This window comes from Brumimicrobium salinarum, from assembly GCF_002844555.1.
GTDB classification, from domain to species: Bacteria; Bacteroidota; Bacteroidia; order Flavobacteriales_D; family Crocinitomicaceae; genus Brumimicrobium; species Brumimicrobium salinarum.
On sequence record NZ_PJNI01000002.1, the window covers coordinates 140,976 to 157,871 of the forward strand.

Consider the following 16,896-nt stretch of genomic DNA (forward strand, 5'->3'; position numbering starts at 1 on the left):
TATAGATTACTTTTTAGGAGAATCATCAGCAGTGTAAAGAAAAAATTGCTTTTCTTGTTCCGAAGGCAAAACACAAAATTTTGAAATTATTTTATAGCGTCTCTTAGCAATTTGGTCATAAATCCAATCACGTAAAAACAAAGGAACAATTTTACCTATAAAATATAGAATAGGATAGAGGCCTTTTAACTTTTTTGAGATTTGTAACGCTGCTTCAGATTTTTGATAAAGTGAACCGTCTTTCAATAAATATAAGGTATTCATTTCAATGACTTCGTCGTGAATGTCCATTATTTTTTTTGCTAAATCAGATTGTAAAGCAATAAAATAGAAATCTGTTTTCTTTTGTTTTAGAATCAATTGAACTGAAGAACTACAAAATCCGCAATCTCCATCATAGAAGACGATATACTTTAATTTTATAATATCTTTAAATTTCATATAGATTATCCGTTCTTAAACAAATTTAATATTTATATTAGTTAATTGAGAACAAAAAATTGAATCAAAAACGATATTATGAAAATTGGAGTTTTATTATCAGGAAATGGAGTATATGATGGTGCTGAAATTCATGAATCTGTATTCACTTTACTAGCAATAGCAGAGGCTGGACATGAGCCTGTGTGCATTGGAGTTGATAAAGACCAACATCATGTTATTAATCATTTAAACGGTGAGCCTCAAAATGAAACACGTAATATGATGGTTGAAGCTGCTCGTATTGCCCGAGGCGAAATTACAGAAATCAATGATATTGCTCCAGCAGATATTGATGCGTTGGTAATACCAGGTGGTTTCGGAAGTGCTAAAAACTTTACCAATTGGGCGTTTGAGGGACCTGAAGGAACAATTTTACCTGAAGTTAAATTACTTCTGGTGAATATGATAAATGTAGGGAAACCAATCATTGCATTATGTGTTAGTCCAGTAGTTGTAGCGAAAGCTTTAGAAGATTCAAATATTAAAACATTTATGACAATTGGATCAGACCAAGCTGCTTCTGATTATGATATCAAAGGATTTGTGGATGGTTTAACTCAAACAGGGGTTGCAACTACTATGAAATTAGCCAATGAAATTAATGTTGATCGCGTAAACAAAATCGTTACGGCTCCATGTTATATGATGAAGTCAGATTTAATAACTTTGAGAAATAATATCGCAAACGCAATAAACGCTGGAATAGAGCTTGTTTAATTGTTTGTAAACTCGTTTATTTATGACAAGCGTATTAAAATAAAATGCATGATTGGAGTTTTACCTTAGATTTCCAACATAATTAGGAGGTAAATTTTAATCGTGCATTCGGACTTATATCTTGCTGGGCAAAATTTCCTTGAAGAAATTGATATCGACCAGCTATAGCAATCATTGCAGCATTGTCAGTACAATATTCAAACTTAGGAATAAAAGTCTTCCAATTCCTTTTTTCACCCTCTTCTTCCAAACGATTTCTCAAACCTGCGTTAGCAGAAACTCCACCAGCGATTGCAACTTGATTTATATTATGTAGTTCAACTGCTTTTATTAATTTGTCAAACAAAATATTGATAATGGTATGTTGTAAACTTGCGCAAATATCATTGAGATTGTTTTTTATAAAATCTACGTCTTTTTTTGTTTCACGCTGTAAAAACTGAAGAAAGTTTGTTTTTAAGCCACTAAAACTATAGTCAAAATCAGGCATTTTGGGTGTAGTAAATTGATACGCGTTAGGATTTCCATCTTGTGCATATTTATCAATCAAAGGCCCACCAGGATAGGGAAGTCCCATAAGCTTTGCGGATTTATCAAAAGCTTCTCCTGCGGCATCATCTTTTGTGGTTCCTATAACTTCCATGTCTAAGTAATCCTTCACTAAAACAATTTGCGTATGACCACCTGAAACCGTTAAACATATAAAAGGAAATTGAGGTTTCTCTTTTTGTTGGTCGTCTATAAAATGAGCAAGCACATGACCGTGCATGTGATTAACTTCAACCATCGGAATATCAAGTCCTAAAGCCATGGATTTAGCAAATGAGGTGCCTACAATCAAACTCCCTAACAATCCGGGTCCTCGTGTAAAAGCAATGGCATCTATATCTTTAAGCTTAATTTTAGCATTTTTTATAGCTGTATCAACGACTGGCAAAATGTTTTGTTGATGTGCACGTGAAGCTAGCTCAGGAACTACACCACCATAGGCTTCGTGTACTTTTTGACCTGCTATTTCATTGCTTAAAACGGTCTCATTTTTGAGGATAGCAGCAGAGGTGTCATCACATGATGACTCAATACCTAGAATGATTATATCTTTTTTAGCCAACTTTGAATATCTTTGTTTGAACGAATGACAAAATTACTGAAAATACTGGGGAATATTGTTTTATTTCTAGTGGAGATTGTACTGATCTGCATTATTGTTTTCGCATTTCTTATTCGTACCTCAAACTTTCAAACCTATCTTGCTCATAAGGGAGCTGAATTTTTAACCGAAAAGCTAGATACCAAAGTGAGTATTGGTAGAGTAGATGTGGCATTTATTGACCAAGTATACTTTGATCAACTGTATATCGAAGATCAACAACAAGACACCTTGTTTTACATTAACGAATTTAGAGTTAATTACAACTTGAGCGGTGCGATGTTACTGAATTTCAATATTGAAAAAGTTCGATTGAAAAAAGCAAAAATTGCCCTTCGCAGAAGAAAAGATGCAGAAGACTTAAACTTGCAATTTATTATTGATGCATTTAAACCTGAAGATGCCAAAGACGAACCTTTAGACTTTGCGTTTAACATCAAAAAAGTAGAACTTATTAATTCTCATTTTATTTTTGATGATGAAAATGCTCAATATGTTAATCATGGTGTCGATTTTAAGCACATTGACGCTAAACACATAAACCTTACTGCGTATGATGTTTTAATTTATCCAGATAAGTATATAGCAGATATTCAGGAGTTTAATTTCCAAGAAAAGAGTGGTTTTGAATTAACCGGTTTAACAACACGTGCTTTATTTGGACCGAAAGGTTTAAGAATGGCAGAAACGGAATTGAAAACTAGACGCTCTCATTTAAAGGTAAATTCTTTCGCTTTAAAAACACGAGATTTATCTTCATTTTCACATTTTGTTGATTCAGTGGGATTAGAAAGTGATTTTAAAACCTCTGAGGTAGCATTAAACGAAGTTGCACTTTTTGCTCCTCAATTAAAAGGGATGAATGAAGTGGTTACGTTAGCAGGTAATTCAAAAAATGCAGTAAACGATTTATTATTAAACGATATTTCAATAGCCTTTGGTAAAGGAACTAAAATCAAGGGAGATTTTTCCTTACCAAACTTTACACAACTTTCTCGTGCTAATATAAAACAACAATTAGACTACCTATCCGTTAATGTGTCGGATATTAAGCAGTTTAGATTACCTGATTCTGCACCGCAAAAATATATTTCCTGGCCAGAGGTGCTTGATGAACTTCGCTTTTTTGAAATTAATGATATCGCTGTTGATGGGAATGTCAACGATTTAAACTTTGATATCGAAGATCTAAATACAAACCTGGGCTCATTTCAATTCCAAGATGCGTTTAGGGTTTTGTCAGATACTAATTATCAAACTTTTACTATACTTCCAAAAAATAATAATCAAAGTCAGGTACAGGTTTCTGCTTTATCATTGTCTGCTATTGTGAAAGATAAAAATTATGGAAAACTAAATGGACTTTTTGGACTCAATACTGCTATTATAACATCAGATAAGATTCAAATTAAAGGAGTTGAAGGAACTTTAACGAACACCGAGCTTTACGATTATTCTTATGACTATATTATTTTAGATGGGTTTGATTATACTTTGAACAATAATCTTGTCACAACTCAAAATAGCATTCAAGGTAAAATGTACGTTCGAGATGAAAACTTTGACTTATCTTTTGATGGCTTATTTAGCATGGGAAATGACTTAAAAATAAAGGCCGATATAGATTTAGAATGTGCTCGATTGGATCAGCTTAATAGTGCGTTTGAAAACATGGGTGAATTGAGTTCTTTTATAAAAATTGATGCAGCGGGGAGTGATTTTAATGACTTTAAGGGAGATTTATTCATTGATTCCTTATATTATGAGGAAGATACTGCTTCGTTTTCAACAACTAATTTTAACGGATTTGTAGAACGACGTACTGATAAAGATAGTATTGCTATACAATCTGATTTTGTAGCAGTAGACATTAATGGATTAATTGATTATTCAAAAGTCGGGCGTAACATTCGAGCGCAAATTGGTCAATTATTTCCTGCCATGAATGTAGGAATTGAAGAAATGGTGAGCGATGATCATTCTAAATTTGATTATGATATTAAAATTAAACGTATAAATCCTATTTTAAATGTATTGTATCCAGTTGTTCAAGTGGCTGATCAAACATTTATTAATGGATATTATAATGGAAATACAAATGCGTTGGGAGTAAATTTATCTTCTGATTATGTAGCGTATGATAACATTAGACTGAGTCAAATTGATGCGATGCAAGAAATTTCTAATCAGGAATTGTTGGCATTAATAGATGTTAATAAAATGTATTTAAACGACTCATTAACTGTTCAAAATATTCACTTTACGGGGCTGGCAGCCGATGGTGGATTAGATTCTCAATTATTATTTGAGGATCAATCTGAATCAAGCTCAAATGTAGAATGGTTCACTAATTTACAAGAGAAATCAGCTTTTGAAATTAAAGTTTTCCCATCTTATATTACGTTAAATGGCCATCAATGGAATTTAAAAAATCATGCAGAGCTTTCTTACATTGACGAATGTTTGATTGTAGAAGGCTTAAAGTTAGAACATGAAGATCAATACGTTTCTGCGAATGGTCATTTGTCAAGTTCTATGTACGATAAAATGTACCTAGATGTCATGGATTTAGACTTGAAGGAATTAGGCGATATCTTAGGTCCTGACAATGTGCTTTCGGGAACGATGAATGTTTCAGGATATGTTACAACACCTGTTTCAAATTTACAGTTTTTTGGGGAAGCCATTATTGATGAATTTAAAATAAATGAAACAAAAGTTGGAAACTTGAGTTTTGGAGCAGATTACACTTCAAACAACGAAAAAGTTAATCTTTTTGGTGATATTTTATACGGAAGTAAGCAAACTTTTCAATTTAAAGGAGATTATTACTTGTCAGAACGGTCTCAAGCATTAGGAAATCTAGATTTCACTATGATTTTTAATAAAACCGATATTTCTGTTGTTAATGAGTTTTTAGATCCAGACGTAATTAGTGATTTACGTGGAAATTTGAATGGGGAGTTAAAGCTTATTGGAACGTTTAAAGAACCAGTAATGACAGGTAAAGTAGATTTCAACGATGGAATGATTAACTTGGCCATTCTCGGCTCTAACATGTTTTTTGAAGGAGAAATAGAGTCTGTAAAAGATGGTGTCTATATCAATCAAATGCCGGTGAAAGATGTGGAAGGAAATACTGGTTTTTTAACAGGATCTTTGTTCCATGACAATTTTTCCAATTTTTACTTTGAGCTTATTGCCAATTTAGAAGAACATCCTGTTAAACGTTTGGCTACAGATCCATCTAAACCCTTTCCTGTTGATCGTTTTAAAGTCATGAATACAAGTTATGATATTGAAAATCCTTATTATGGAGAAGCTTACATTACAGGGATTGCTAATATTTCAGGATATGCCGATAATCTTTCAATTATTGTAAATGCAAAAACTAAAAGAGGGACTAAAATTGTTTTTCCAATGTACGGACCAACTACAATTACAGAAGACGGTTTTATTTCCTTTAAAAAGGATAGCAGCATGGTCGCAGAAAGTGAAAAACGTGTCGATCTAACTGGAGTGGATTTACAATTGAATTTCGATGTTACTGACGAAGCTCAGGTAAAATTAATTTTTGACGAAAAAGTAGGTGATGAAATTTCAGCCCGAGGTAAAGGTGATTTAAGTCTCACAGTTGATCAATTCAATGACTTAGCTATGGATGGAACTTATAGGGTTTCAGATGGAGTTTATAACTTTGTTTTGGGGCCTTATAAACAAAACTTTAACATTTCTCCAGGAGGTACTGTTCAATGGGCAGGAGATCCTTATGAAGCAATATTAAATATTGATGCTTATTATCGCACCATGGCTAATCTTTCGGTGGTTATGCCAGATGTTGTCAATAGTCAATCCTCTAATAATGAAGAGATATTTTCACATTTGAATATCACTGGAAACATGATGTCTCCCGAAATAGCTTTTGATTTGGAAGCACCTAAAGCCTCGGAATCAGGTAAAGCTATAATTTCACGAATTCGAAGTGACCAAGATGAGTTGAACAAACAATTTTTCTCCATTTTAATTTCTAAATCATTTATACCTTTATCTGGTCAAGGTGGCGGATCTGGAGCAGCCGGAGGTGGAGCGTTTTTGGATTTGGCAACTACACAAATTAATAACATTTTAAATAAAATGACAGAAGGATATCAAATGAATGTAAATTTAGAAAATGATGAATTTTCTGGCCAATTTTCAGGTGAGTTTGGTGTTTCAAAAGCATTTTTGGATGATCGATTATTAGTTTCAGGTTCTTTTGGTGTAGGAACAACGCGTGGAGAGAACGGTACTTCAGATGAACTCCCTTCTCAAAATCAATTTATTGGGGACGTTAAGGTTGAATACCTACTCAATGAACAAGGAACATTTAGAATGAATGTTTTTAATGAATCTAATAACACAACTGTATTACAAAATGAAGCAAAAGGTCAATTTACCCAAGGTTTAGGGGTGAGTTATAAAGAAGATTTTCATACATTAGAGGATTTTAAACTCTTTCAGTTCTTTGCTAATATTTTTAGAAAAAGAGACGAATGGGTAGATGTACAAGAACAAAAAAATAATAAAGTTCCAATTCCTGCAGAGTATAGGGATGGAAAAGCTATAAAAAACGAAGAATGAAGAAAGTTTTAATTGCCAACCGAGGAGAAATTGCTAGACGTGTTATACGCACGCTTAAGAAAATGAATATTCAATCTGTGGCTGTTTATTCAGAGGCAGATAAAAATGCACCCTTTGTGCATGAAGCAGATGAAGCTGTTTTGATAGGACCGGCACCATCAGCTGAAAGTTATCTAGTCCAGGATAAAATTATTGAAGTCGCACAAGCATTAAATGTAAATGGAATTCATCCTGGATATGGATTTTTGTCAGAAAATGCTTCATTTGCAGAAAGACTTAAAAAAGAAGGGATTACCTTAATCGGTCCTTCAGCTGAAGCAATGCAGCTAATGGGGGATAAGTTAAGCGCCAAACAGGCTGTAAAAAAATACGATGTTCCTTTAGTTCCAGGAATTGATAAAGCAGTAGTTGATTTCAATGAAGCAAAAGAAATTGCTGTTCAAATCGGATTTCCTGTTCTAATTAAAGCTTCTGCAGGAGGTGGTGGAAAAGGAATGCGCTTGGTAGAACGGGAGGAAGATATGAAAGAACAAATGGAGTTGGCACAATCGGAAGCACGATCTTCATTTGGAGATGATGCTGTTTTTGTTGAGAAGTTTGTAACAAAGCCACGGCACATCGAAATTCAAATTTTCGCAGATAATCATGGAAATGTAATTCACTTGCATGAACGTGAGTGTAGCATTCAAAGAAGACATCAAAAGGTGATAGAAGAGGCGCCAAGTGCAATTTTAACACCAGCCTTGAGAAAGGAAATGGGGGAAGCCGCCTGTAATGTCGCAAAGGCTTGTAACTACTCTGGTGCAGGAACAGTAGAGTTTCTCTTGGATGCTGATTTGAATTTTTATTTTTTAGAAATGAACACAAGATTGCAGGTTGAGCATCCTGTAACTGAGGAAATAACTGGTTTGGATTTGGTGGAAATGCAAATTAAAGTTGCTCAAAATGAAAAGTTATCGATACAACAAAGCGACGTTCAATTAAACGGTCATGCGATGGAGGTGCGTGTTTATGCAGAAGATGCATTGAATAATTTTATGCCCGATATTGGTAGATTAAAACGCTATCAAAAACCAGTAGCTGATTACATTAGAATTGACGATGCGTTTGAAGAAGGTATGGAAATTCCAATTTATTATGATCCCATGATTGCGAAATTGGTTACTTGGGGAGATACACGTGAGAAATCTATCGAACGAATGATTGATGCAATTGATCACTATGAAATTTCTGGGTTGCGTACAACTTTAGACTTTGGAAAATATGTGATGAAGCATCCAGCTTTTAGATCTGGAGATTTTGATACAAACTTTGTGAAACACCATTTTGCTGATCCGAAAATCATGCATACTGCTCAAGAGGAAGAAAAAAGAGCACTTGAAGCATCAATTGATCAAATTTGGAACGATGTTATTGAAAGACAAAACGCTGAAGTAAAGTCAGAAATGATGAATTAGAATTATAACCGGCCGAAAGTTTTACCTTTAAATAAACGCAATAAAAAAGAGGTTGTAGTCAAACTACAACCTCTTTTTTTGTTGAATTCTTTTAGAATATAAAATACGCTATATTTAGTTAACAATTTCATCATAATACATGCTCCACGTTTCATTTTCTTCAAAGTAAGGTGCGCCAATGTTCATGATTTCTTGTGCCTTTTCAGTTTGACGGTCCTCTTTTAAGGCTAAAGCCGATTGGTATAAACCAAGCATGAAAATTTTCTTATCAGGCTTAGACCAACTAGTGATTTCAGCATCTTTCAATAATTTATCGCCATCTTTCCATTTGTTATTAGCTGTAGATTTGTCTCCTCTACGGTACCTTAAAGCACCCTCTAAATAATACACAGGAGCATAATCTCGTCCAAATTTATATAGTCTCATCGTCCATCCAAATGCACGTCTATATTCTTCATTTTCGGTTTCATTTTGAATGATTTCAAGCAATGACATCTTTAATTCTGAAACGAACTCAGCATATTTTTCTGCCACACTTCCGTCTTTGTCATACCTCAACATTTTCCCGATAGAGGTGAAAGCATCTTTATAAGCATTTTTGAAAGCATCGTCTCTATCAGCTCTAAATGAAATTTTGTAGAGTCCGTAAGAAAGATAGTAGTAAGGAACAGGATCTTTTTTTGTAGAGTTTTTGAGGGTATATTTTTCTGCTTTTTTGATTAGCTTCTCCCAATCACCATCCGCTTTTATTATCAAAAGGTCTTCATAAGTACCTTGCGCCAATAAACTCGTTGATAAAAATAAGGTTGTACATAATAGAAATAACGTTCTCATTGTTTAATTTTTTTTTGATTTTATAGTTTAAATTCAATAACTATGCCTAAAACAATAATTGAATGTAATTATTAATGCCTAATAATACGTATTATTATATAGAATGGATACGAAAAACTGAAGAAATCAGCTTTTTTTATCTTCAAAAAGATATTGCCAAGGTTTCAAACGGGGTGAATGTTCGATTATTACTTTCAAAACGGCTAAAATAGGAACTGTTAAAATTAACCCTAGCAAACCTGTAACAGCACCAAAGATGACTAAACTAATAATAATAATCAGCGGGTTGATGTTAACATTTTTTCCCATAATGTTAGGTGTAATAATGTTGCCTTCCAAGAATTGTACTACAGCAAAAATACCGATTACACCAATGCTATACCATCCTGAATCCTTGGTTAAAAAAGCGATAATAATAGGTATGGTGGCACTCACAATTACGCCTATATAAGGAATTGGTGTTAAGAGCGCTGTGAGAATCCCCAAGAATAAAGCGTACTTTATACCTAACAATAGAAGTCCAATGTAAGTGAGCACACCAACAATAGTCATTACTAGAAGCATTCCTTTCAAATATTGAAACATGCTGTGTTTTACATCATCTATAATTTCATCACTATCTTGATTTGGTTTCTTATTTTTTTGATACTCTGTTATAAATCGATAAACGTTGTTACGATACATGAGCATAAAAAATATGTAAATAGGGCAGGTGATTAAAAATACTACAAAATTAGTTACTCCCTTATAACTACCTTCTAGAATTGTGATGATTCCGCCTTTGAGCGAGGAAAGATAAGTTTGAAGTGTTTCTGCAGATAATCCTATCCAGTTACTTATCGACGAGAATGTTATATCATCAACATCAATGTTTAAAAAGCTTTCATTTTCATTCATTAATTTAGGAATCTCAGTTACAATAGATTGGCTTTGAACAATGAGAACTAAAATTAATCCCGACAAAATTATAATGATTAATAACACCGTTAACAAAACAGAAAATACATTTCCAAGCCGAAGTCTTTCAAAAAACTTTACGAGGGGCAAAAGAATTAAAGAAGCAATTCCTGAAAATACAATAGGCATTAAAATGGATCCAAAAAAATAAAAAGCCAACACAAGAAATGTAACAATAAACAAGCTTTTTGCAGTATTGTCGAGGTAAAAGTTCTTTTTCATAAAGGTTATTTTGCAGAATCTATAAGTAAATCTAATATTTTTATTGCTGATTTAGAAATTTTTGTTCCTGGGCCAAATACGCCAAATACACCTGCATCATATAAAAAGTCGTAGTCTTGTTGCGGAATAACCCCACCAGCAACAACCATTATGTCACCTCTATTCATGATTTCTAGCTCTTTTATAATTTGTGGTACCAAAGTTTTATGTCCGGCGGCAAGTGAAGAAACACCAATTACATGCACATCATTTTCAACAGCTTGTTTAGCTGCTTCTTTTGGCGTTTGAAATAAAGGGCCAACATCTACGTCAAAACCAATATCAGCAAAAGAAGTTGAAATAACTTTTGCACCACGATCGTGACCATCTTGTCCCATTTTAGCAACCATAATTCTTGGTCGTCTCCCTTCTAATTGAGCAAATTCATCTGCCTTTGCTTTAGCTGTATTAAAATCATTATCTTCCATGGACTCACTTGAATATACCCCACTAATTGATCGAATTGTTGCTTGATATCTTCCAAAACTTTTTTCCATCGCCTGAGAAATTTCTCCAAGACTTGCACGTTCTCTTGCGCATTTTACTGCAGCAGTTAAGAGATTGCCTTTACCAGACTTTGCAACTTTCTCTAACTCTTGAAGTGCAATCTGTACTTTTTCTTCATCTCTTTCGGCTTTCAATTGATTTAATCTTTCAATTTGTGATTGTCGAACTTTGGTATTGTCAATTTCGAGAATGTCGATAGGTTCTTCTTTGTCTAATTGGTATTTATTTACACCTACTAAAACATCTTTTCCTGCATCTAAACGAGCTTGTTTTCTTGCAGCGGCTTCTTCAATTCGCATTTTAGGTACACCTGTCTCTATAGCTTTAGCCATACCACCTAATCCTTCAACTTCTTGAATCAACTCCCAAGCTTTATTGACTAAATCATCTGTAAGCTTCTCAACATAATAACTTCCTCCCCATGGGTCAATAAAATCAGTAATACCTGATTCTTCTTGAAGAAATATTTGTGTATTTCGAGCAATTCGCGCTGAAAAATCTGTAGGTAAAGCAATTGCCTCATCTAATGCATTGGTATGTAAAGATTGTGTACCTCCAAAAACGGCAGCCATTGCTTCTATACATGTTCTTCCAACATTATTGAATGGGTCTTGTTCGGTTAAACTCCAACCAGAGGTTTGACAATGCGTTCTAAGCGCTAATGATTTTTTGTTTTTTGGATTAAATTGCGCTACAATTTTAGCCCATAAGAGTCGGCCTGCTCTCATTTTAGCAACCTCCATAAAATGATTCATTCCAATTCCCCAAAAAAAGCTTAATCGTGGAGCGAAAGCATCAATATCTAATCCTGCTTCGATACCAGCCCGTAAATACTCCAATCCGTCGGCTAGTGTATAAGCCAATTCTATTGAGGCTGTAGCTCCAGCTTCTTGCATGTGGTAGCCCGAAATAGAAATAGAGTTAAATTTAGGCATATTCAGCGATGTGTATTCAAAAATATCTGAAATAATTCGCATGGATGGAAGAGGAGGGTAGATATAGGTATTTCTAACCATAAACTCTTTCAGAATATCGTTTTGTATTGTACCCGATAATTGCTTTTGATCAACGCCTTGTTCTTCGGCAGCAACAATATAAAAAGCCATAATTGGAATCACCGCACCATTCATTGTCATAGAAACCGACATTTTATCTAGCGGAATTCCATCAAATAAAAGTTTCATATCGAGAATAGAGTCAATGGCCACTCCTGCTTTACCTACATCTCCTTCTACGCGCTCGTGGTCTGAATCGTAGCCACGATGAGTGGCTAAGTCAAAGGCTACGGAAAGTCCTTTTTGTCCAGCCTTTAAGTTTCTTTTATAAAAAGCATTTGATTCTTCTGCTGTTGAAAACCCTGCATATTGTCGAATGGTCCAAGGTCGAGCACTATACATAGTAGAATATGGTCCTCGTAAATATGGTGCTATACCAGACACAAAATGTCGCTGTTTTAAAGCTGCAATGTCTTCAAACTGATAAAACGCTTTTAAATCAATCTTTTCAGCGGTTTCATGCGTTTTATTAGCTTCTATTTTATTAGAAGCTTCAATATTTTGCGGTGATATTTGACTAAAATCAACTTTTTTCATATTATATTTCAACTTTACACGCGTTTTCTAGTACTAAAGGAGTACCAAACCTAGTATTTGCTGGTAATTTCCAGTTTTGTTCTTCTGGTGTTTCATTCAAGAATTTATTTACACCAATCAAGGTTTGCTGCTTTTTATTTACTAAAGATGTCCTTATATCTGCAACTCTTTGAATGTCAGATTTAAGATCGAAACTTTGTTCAAGGCTCTGAAATAAATCCCACGATTTTTCTTTTAATTCTTCGTATAACGATTGTAAAACATAAGCTCCTCCAGCAGGATCAATCACTTTATCTAGGTACGATTCTTCCTTTAACATGAGTGCAATATTTAAACCTAATCGTTGGGTTTTATCAAACATAGGTTGTGTTGACCAAGCATCGTATGGTCGTATGGTTAATTCATCCACGCCTCCAATAATTGCTGCTGATGCTTCAGTGGTTTGGCGCAATAAATTATTATGCGGATCTTTTAATGATTTATTAATAAATCCAGTCTCTGCTTCTATATAAGGAATAGCACTACAACTATGCTTAGGATGATAGTGTGAGACTATTGTTTGCCATAAAGCTCTAAACACTTTGAATTTTGTAATTTCTATAAAATAGCTACTTCCTAAGCCAAATTGAAATTTAATTTGTGGAGCTGCATCATCAACAGAGATTCCAGATTTAATTAAATTGTATAAAACTTCATGTCCTTCATGTAAAGCAAAAGCGATTTCTTGTTTGGCATTTCCACCTGCATGATGTACGTCAATGGCACGCACGAGTTTATTTCTCGCGTTTTTTATAAAACCGAAATTATTCTGTTCAGTGCATATTGTTGTCCCAAAGAAGGCGTCTTGCGCTGTTAATTTATTAAGCCAATCGAATTGCGCTTGTGTTTTATAGATAATTGTTGAAGTAATATGTTCAAAACCTATGTTTTTTACAATTTCATGACACTCATTCAGGTCAAATGACGAAATATCAATCGTTAAGGCAGTAGCGCCATTCATCAATTGTTGTAATGCAAAAGCATTCATTTTTTTGGCGTATCAATTGGAACGTACACGTTGTTTTTCCAATCATTGCTTTTTGTGGATCCACCTCTACTAAAATCAGCCTGCCCTGGTGCATTGTGATGGTCTTTTAAGTCCTCCGCTAGTCCGTATGAGTGGTAATTCAACTCCTCAACAGGGTGTCGAAGGTGTAAAACATCTTCTATAGTTTTTCCTTTTAAATCAACTTTTACTTTTTCAATCCATTCCTCTTTAGAAGTTGTTGAAAATGCATTATAGAAATCAGCCATAGCTTTAATTTGTCAATTTTTATCAAAAATAGAAAATTTTTAATGTTATTCTTGCGTATAGCTCGCCAATTAATGATTAAATTTAAAAGAAAAAGATGTTGGTAAAATTATATGATAAAATTTCTTCGGGATTAAACCTAAAAATCATAAAGTTAAGGACGTTCAGTTTTTTATGTTTAACTGCTTTGATGATAATAGGTTGTACGGAACAATCAACTCAAAAACAAAACCAGTTGAATGACGTAAATGAGCAGGACAGAAATGTGCAAAATAGAAATTCACAAGCGATTCAAATTGAACAAGAACTGGATACCCTCAAAAAAAATGTATCAAATGATTTATCGTTACCTGATTCGTTGATAACTTCATCTTCCCCTGAAGACTTAAGTTTGTTTTCAGGTCAAGCGGAAATAGCCATTTATAAACTAAATAAAGCGCGATATAAGGGAATACATCCTGGGGAAGCTGTTTTGATTTTTGTAACTGAACCGTTTTTAACAGACAAACAAGTTAAAGCCGACCAGCCTGATGATAAAAAAAGTCAGAAGGTTCTTAAGCTCAATAGAATTGATCGATTCAAAACGGGAATCTATGATTATTCACAGTATACTTCTGTTTTTACACCAATAGACAATGAAAAAGCGAAATATCCTTTAAAAATAACGATGGGAAGTCAAGATTGGTGTGGACAATCATTTACACAAATAAATAAAAAGAAAGCTTATGCTTACAGGCATTTTTCATATTTCGAAAATGAAGGAGATACTGCTTTTAGAATTCCACATGTTTACACAGGTGATAATATGATGAATTTGGCACGAATTTCACCAGACTTATTACCACAAGGAGACTTTCAAATTTTACCTGCATTCAATTACTTAAGATCGGCGCAAGTATCTGCAAAATCGTATTATGCAAATGCTTCAATTGAAGAAACGGACGAAGGTTATCTTTATGTTTACAACATACCAGAGTTAAAGCGAACTGTTAGGTACTATATTTCTAGTAAAAATCAATATCAAATCACACAATGGGAGGAACATTATCCAACAGTTTTAAATAATGAAATGCACCAATCGGTTTACACCCTAGAAAAAGTAAAATACATCCCATATTGGAAGCATAATAATGCTGAGGATATTCATTTGCGTGAGGAGCTTCAGTTAGATTTCTAACATCTGTTTAAGTAAAACATGACTGATAAGCAATGCTTTTAGTTGTCAAAATAAATTTATACGCATATAAATTAGGAATTATTAAAATGATTTTCTATTTTAGTCAAAACTGGAGAAGATCCAGCAATATTTATATTAATTAAGAGTAAAGAAATTATGGGAAGACCGCCAACAAGACCAGCGAAACTAAAAGATGGTTTTTATATTGAGGTTAGAAATGAGGGATCCAAAGCCAATGGGATTAAAATTCGTAGAGATACGAAAGAAGAGATGTTAATGGCTATAGAGGATTATGAGAGAATTAAAGACGTTACTGTTTTAGGTGAGCTCAAAAATGATAAATGGGTAAATAAAAAAGAAACTAAAAAGAAAAAGTAACTTTTTTCCAGTTTTATTAAAGTTTAATGCCTTCCTAGTTGGGAAGGCTTTTTTATTATCATAATTTAAGTAAAATATTTTTTGATATATGGATCCAGACTAATTATTGGGGATTAAGCATAAATATTTGTCAATCTGAATAAAACATATCCAAAATTTTATATTCTCCTACTGGGCTACCAAGCTAGGTCGTTAATCCTAGTTTTAAGGTTGTGTTTTTTCAATAATTACAGCCAAGAACTGTATCAATTAATTTTACCCCGCCAAAGCCAACAAACACCTGTCATTTCGATGGAGTTCCGAGAACTCGGGACGACGAGGAATCTCTTTTTAAATAATTACGACTTATCTTGGTAACCCAATTCTTCTATATCTTATCCTGAAAGTTTTTTATAATTTAGAATAAAATATATCATTAAAGCTTTAAGCATAAAAGTGGTTAAAACCATTCCCTCCCCAACTTTTGAGATTGATCCGATATATGCCTGTCATTCACGGCTTGCTTTCAGATTTTATAAATTAAAGTATGTGTATATAAGTTTTAGACGTTGTAATTTGATTCTTAAAAAACAACAGTATCTTTAGGCTATGAAAAATAAAATGTTTCTTCCATGGATTTTGCTATTCTTAGTTCTGTTAGGTAGTATTCCTTTAATTTTATATTATAAAGGTTTTACAAGTGCTAAAATAATAGGAATACTAGTGGTTATATCAACGAGCGTTGCTTTATGGGTTTGGCGAATCAATACCCGAAAAACATCTCCGAGAAATTCAAAGGTTCAATTAACGACTAACGATAAACATTGGTTAACTCAACACATTCCATTTTATAAGCGGTTAAAAAAGAATGATCAAACGATCTTTACTGACAGGGTAGGAATCTTTTTGGCTGATGTAAGGATTACAGAAGTAGGGAAGGAGCAGGCAGACAAAGAAACACAACTTTATGTAGCTTCAAGTGCAGTAATTGCTTTTTGGGGTTTACCGTATTATAATTATGGTAACCTACGTGAAGTGTTAGTTTATCCCACAAACTTTAATAAAGACAATAGTTTAAATAAGTTTGGAGTTGTGAACGGAAAAGTGCATCATGGTGGATTGATGAATAATACAATGATTTTATCACTTCCTGCTTTAATCAAAGGATTTCAGATTGATAATGATAAAAAGAATGTAGGTATTCATGAATTTTCCCATTTATTAGACAAATCAGATGGTAGTATTGATGGTATTCCAGTTTACTTAGGTGAGGAGGATAAGAAAATATGGGTTAAATTGATGAAAGAAGCAATGGAGAAAATAAATGCTGATGATTCAACTATACCTAGTTATGGAGGAACATCAGAAGCTGAGTTTTTTGCAGTTCTAACAACATACTATAAAGAATGCCCTCATTTATTAAAAGTAAAACACAAACCTCTTTTTGATTTTTTAGAACGTTATTTTAATCAAAAAAATATTGAGTTGTAGTT

At 33.7% G+C, this 16,896-nt stretch carries 13 protein-coding genes; 6 read left to right on the forward strand and 7 right to left on the reverse strand.

Annotated elements, in window-relative coordinates; translation table 11 throughout:
• Positions 1–6: 6 nt before the first annotated feature.
• Positions 7–441, reverse strand: a complete 435-nt coding sequence (locus CW751_RS03615) for a thiol-disulfide oxidoreductase DCC family protein (protein ID WP_101333638.1) — start codon at positions 439–441, stop codon at positions 7–9.
• Between the two features lie 78 nt (positions 442–519).
• Here CW751_RS03615 and elbB point away from each other — a divergent pair, with 78 nt between their 5' ends.
• Positions 520–1,200 (forward strand): isoprenoid biosynthesis glyoxalase ElbB, encoded by a 681-nt coding sequence (gene elbB / locus CW751_RS03620; RefSeq protein ID WP_101333639.1) that lies wholly within the window; start codon positions 520–522, stop codon positions 1,198–1,200.
• A gap of 82 nt (positions 1,201–1,282) precedes the next feature.
• On the opposite strand, the gene tsaD is transcribed toward elbB, so the two are convergent.
• Positions 1,283–2,311, reverse strand: coding sequence for a tRNA (adenosine(37)-N6)-threonylcarbamoyltransferase complex transferase subunit TsaD (tsaD, locus tag CW751_RS03625; RefSeq protein WP_101333640.1), 1,029 nt, complete (start codon positions 2,309–2,311; stop codon positions 1,283–1,285).
• A 24-nt stretch (positions 2,312–2,335) separates the two neighbouring features.
• On the opposite strand from tsaD, the gene CW751_RS03630 reads away from it, so the two are divergent.
• Together CW751_RS03630 and CW751_RS03635 are read left to right on the forward strand one after the other, a co-directional pair.
• Positions 2,336–6,970: a translocation/assembly module TamB domain-containing protein gene (locus tag CW751_RS03630; RefSeq protein ID WP_101333641.1), complete on the forward strand. Its 4,635-nt coding sequence runs from the start codon at positions 2,336–2,338 to the stop codon at positions 6,968–6,970.
• On the forward strand, positions 6,967–8,427 hold the full coding sequence (locus CW751_RS03635) for an acetyl-CoA carboxylase biotin carboxylase subunit (RefSeq protein WP_101333642.1): 1,461 nt from the start codon (positions 6,967–6,969) through the stop codon (positions 8,425–8,427). Before CW751_RS03630 ends, CW751_RS03635 begins: the two co-directional genes overlap by 4 nt.
• 114 nt (positions 8,428–8,541) lie before the next feature.
• On the opposite strand, the gene CW751_RS03640 is transcribed toward CW751_RS03635, so the two are convergent.
• The 5 genes from CW751_RS03640 to CW751_RS03660 form a co-directional block, all read right to left on the reverse strand.
• Complete coding sequence (locus tag CW751_RS03640) at positions 8,542–9,261, reverse strand: hypothetical protein (RefSeq protein ID WP_133122115.1); 720 nt, start codon at positions 9,259–9,261, stop codon at positions 8,542–8,544.
• Positions 9,262–9,387: 126 nt separating this feature from the next.
• A complete protein-coding gene (locus CW751_RS03645; RefSeq protein WP_101333644.1) occupies positions 9,388–10,440 on the reverse strand; it encodes an AI-2E family transporter in 1,053 nt (350 codons plus the stop codon).
• Positions 10,441–10,445: 5 nt separating this feature from the next.
• Positions 10,446–12,578 (reverse strand): methylmalonyl-CoA mutase, encoded by a 2,133-nt coding sequence (scpA, locus tag CW751_RS03650; protein ID WP_101333645.1) that lies wholly within the window; start codon positions 12,576–12,578, stop codon positions 10,446–10,448.
• A 1-nt stretch (position 12,579) separates the two neighbouring features.
• Complete coding sequence (locus CW751_RS03655; protein WP_101333646.1) at positions 12,580–13,605, reverse strand: methylmalonyl-CoA mutase family protein; 1,026 nt, start codon at positions 13,603–13,605, stop codon at positions 12,580–12,582.
• Complete coding sequence (locus CW751_RS03660) at positions 13,602–13,871, reverse strand: hypothetical protein (RefSeq protein WP_101333647.1); 270 nt, start codon at positions 13,869–13,871, stop codon at positions 13,602–13,604. Before CW751_RS03660 ends, CW751_RS03655 begins: the two co-directional genes overlap by 4 nt.
• A gap of 95 nt (positions 13,872–13,966) precedes the next feature.
• On the opposite strand from CW751_RS03660, the gene CW751_RS03665 reads away from it, so the two are divergent.
• From CW751_RS03665 to CW751_RS03675, 3 genes are all read left to right on the forward strand, one after another.
• A complete protein-coding gene (locus CW751_RS03665; protein ID WP_133122116.1) occupies positions 13,967–15,046 on the forward strand; it encodes a hypothetical protein in 1,080 nt (359 codons plus the stop codon).
• Between the two features lie 156 nt (positions 15,047–15,202).
• Positions 15,203–15,424 carry a hypothetical protein gene (locus CW751_RS03670; RefSeq protein ID WP_101333649.1) on the forward strand — a complete coding sequence of 74 codons (222 nt, stop codon included), beginning with the start codon at positions 15,203–15,205 and terminating at the stop codon, positions 15,422–15,424.
• A 588-nt stretch (positions 15,425–16,012) separates the two neighbouring features.
• Complete coding sequence (locus tag CW751_RS03675) at positions 16,013–16,894, forward strand: M90 family metallopeptidase (RefSeq protein WP_101333650.1); 882 nt, start codon at positions 16,013–16,015, stop codon at positions 16,892–16,894.
• Positions 16,895–16,896: the final 2 nt, after the last annotated feature.

What these genes read in the sequence shown, in the direction of transcription:
- CW751_RS03640 (WP_133122115.1), bottom strand. Translation starts at nt 9,261, where the DNA reads ATGAGAACGTTATTTCTATTATGTACAACCTTATTTTTATCAACGAGT.
- CW751_RS03675 (WP_101333650.1), top strand. Translation starts at nt 16,013, where the DNA reads ATGAAAAATAAAATGTTTCTTCCATGGATTTTGCTATTCTTAGTTCTG.
- CW751_RS03670 (WP_101333649.1), top strand. Translation starts at nt 15,203, where the DNA reads ATGGGAAGACCGCCAACAAGACCAGCGAAACTAAAAGATGGTTTTTAT.
- CW751_RS03655 (WP_101333646.1), bottom strand. Translation starts at nt 13,605, where the DNA reads ATGAATGCTTTTGCATTACAACAATTGATGAATGGCGCTACTGCCTTA.
- CW751_RS03645 (WP_101333644.1), bottom strand. Translation starts at nt 10,440, where the DNA reads ATGAAAAAGAACTTTTACCTCGACAATACTGCAAAAAGCTTGTTTATT.
- CW751_RS03615 (WP_101333638.1), bottom strand. Translation starts at nt 441, where the DNA reads ATGAAATTTAAAGATATTATAAAATTAAAGTATATCGTCTTCTATGAT.
- CW751_RS03630 (WP_101333641.1), top strand. Translation starts at nt 2,336, where the DNA reads ATGACAAAATTACTGAAAATACTGGGGAATATTGTTTTATTTCTAGTG.
- CW751_RS03665 (WP_133122116.1), top strand. Translation starts at nt 13,967, where the DNA reads ATGTTGGTAAAATTATATGATAAAATTTCTTCGGGATTAAACCTAAAA.
- CW751_RS03660 (WP_101333647.1), bottom strand. Translation starts at nt 13,871, where the DNA reads ATGGCTGATTTCTATAATGCATTTTCAACAACTTCTAAAGAGGAATGG.
- elbB (WP_101333639.1), top strand. Translation starts at nt 520, where the DNA reads ATGAAAATTGGAGTTTTATTATCAGGAAATGGAGTATATGATGGTGCT.
- CW751_RS03635 (WP_101333642.1), top strand. Translation starts at nt 6,967, where the DNA reads ATGAAGAAAGTTTTAATTGCCAACCGAGGAGAAATTGCTAGACGTGTT.
- scpA (WP_101333645.1), bottom strand. Translation starts at nt 12,578, where the DNA reads ATGAAAAAAGTTGATTTTAGTCAAATATCACCGCAAAATATTGAAGCT.